The sequence below is a fragment of the Streptomyces sp. W16 genome (assembly GCF_033194735.1).
GTDB lineage: Bacteria > Actinomycetota > Actinomycetes > Streptomycetales > Streptomycetaceae > Streptomyces.
In genome coordinates this window covers 1-2,132 of sequence record NZ_JAWOAI010000943.1, presented here as the reverse complement: position 1 = coordinate 2,132, position 2,132 = coordinate 1, and the positions used below count along the sequence as shown (strand labels likewise).

Here is a 2,132-nt window from a genome sequence, read left to right as displayed (position 1 = left end):
CCGGAAGGCGGGGTCGGCCGCGTACCCGGCCCGGATCACCTTCAGCGCCACCGGCGTCCCGTCTGCGGTACGGGCCAGATACACCACGCCCATACCGCCCGCACCGAGCCTCGCGAGCAGCCGGTGCCCGCCCAGCTCCTCCGGGTCCTCGGCCCGCAATGCCAGCATCCCGCGGCTCCTGTCGCTGCTCGGTGACGGCTTCCCCAGCGGTCAGGAAGACAGCCCGGCCGGGCCGACATAGGCGAAACGGCCGTCCATGAGCCGGTAACGCTGAACCTGCCGGGTGACGAGCTGGTGATCGGCGTCGAACGTGTAGGTGGTGACCAGGCCCTTGAACCTGGACTTGGCGAGCGCGCCGGTGACTTGAGCCCGGGTGGGGCGGTGTGGCGCGCTCTCGCCGGTTCCCGTGCCCGCCCCGCTCCCGGCCAGAGCCGTGAGCCGGTCGGCCAGCAGGCGGGTGACGTCGTAGGCCTCGGCGGCCCAGTCGCCCGGTGCGGTGCTGTACCGCTTGCGGTAGGCGGTGGCGAACGGTCGTACGGCCGCGGCGGCCGGGTCGATGTACGGAGCCAGGACCTGCCAGCCCTCGCCCGCCGGGCCCGCCGCCGACACGAAGGCCGGTGTGGCCGACGAAGTGTCCAGGAAACGGGGTCCGATGAAGTCCCGTGCGGCCAGGGCGCGGGCGAGCGGGGCGGCACGCTCGGGAGTGCCGGTGTAGTAGAAGCCGTCCACGCCTTGGGCGAGCATGTCGGCGACGACGGTCGACACGTCGGGCGCGAGCGCGGGCACGACCCGGGCGTAGAGGGCGATGCCGGCTGCGTGGGTCGAGCTGTGGACGACGTTGACGGACTCCATGCCGGTGATGCCGCCCGCCCGGTCGACCAGCAGCCCCGGGCGGCGGGACCCCTGCGCGGTGAGCGCGGTGACGGTGGCGAACGCGCAGTACGCGGCCAGCGGAGCGGCCCGGAAGTAGCTCTTGGGCTTGGCCAGCAGCGCCGACTGGACGGCGGAGACCGAGAGTTCGGACACGGTCACCAGAGGCATCCCGGCGCTCTCGTACATCTCCAGGGCGCTCTGCGCCGAGACGTAACCGGTGGGGCCGAGCACGGCGAGAACATCGCGGTCGCCGATCAGTTGACGTGCTGCCGCCTGTGCCTGGACCAGCTCGCTACGGTCGTCCATCACTCGCACGGTGAGCGTGAACGGCCTGTCCTCGCGGGTGTTGAACTGCTCGACGGCAAGCCATGCCGCCCGATACTGTGCCTCCCCCGCAGACTTGAGCGGGCCGCTCAGATCGGCGTGGACACCGATGGCCCAGTCCGGGCCGGTGGCCGAACTCGCCGGTGTCGTCCGGTCGTTGTTCCGCAGTACCGCCCACACCGCCGCCACGCCACCGGCCGCGAGCAGCGCCGTACCGCCCGCGGCGAGGGCAAGTACCCGACGACGGCCCGGACTTGGGGGAGCGGGTTCCTCAGGGACCTCGGTCGGCTCGATACCGGGCAGCGCCAGCATCCGCGCCGACCGGTCGGCGACCATCCGGACCACCGGGTCCGGCAGCCAGCCGATCGAACCGGTCGGCGCGTCCTCGACCAACTCGGCGTCGATCTCGGTGACTTGGGGCCGTGCCTCGGGTTCCTTGGCTAGGCAGCGCTCCAGCAGGGACCGGAGTTCGACGTCCTCGACCCCGTCCAGATCCGGTGTGTCGTGCACGGTCCGGTACAGCAGCGCGTCCGCCGCACCGGTGCCGAACGGCAGCCGCCCGGTCGCCGTGTACGCCAGCACACAGCCCAGCGAGAACACATCGCTCGCCGCACTCACAGGCAGCGCACGGGCCTGCTCCGGGGAGAGGAACCCGGGAGTGCCCACCACCAGGCTGTCCGAGGTCAGTTCCGTCTCCTCGGCCGCCGTGGGCCGGGCGATACCGAAGTCGATCAGCCGGGGCCCGTCCAACGCGAGCAGCACATTGCCCGGCTTGACGTCCCGATGTACCAGACCCGCCCGGTGTACGGCGTCCAGGGCGCGCGCCAGCATCTTGCCCAGCACCCGCACCACCCGCGTCGGCAACGGCCCGCACTCCGTCACCGCCTCGGCCAGCGAGGGCCCCGGCACGAACGCGGTCGCCAGCCACGGCGCCG

1 protein-coding gene and 1 pseudogene are annotated in these 2,132 nt (G+C 72.4%); both read right to left on the bottom strand.

Features of this window, described 5'->3' with window-relative positions:
* A pseudogene (locus tag R6V09_RS51720) lies at positions 1-168 on the bottom strand (serine/threonine-protein kinase); the annotation flags it as partial.
* Positions 169-210: 42 nt separating this feature from the next.
* Positions 211-2,132, bottom strand: a 1,922-nt coding sequence (locus R6V09_RS51715; RefSeq protein WP_317888339.1) for a bifunctional serine/threonine-protein kinase/ABC transporter substrate-binding protein, incomplete at its 5' end; no start/stop codon positions are given.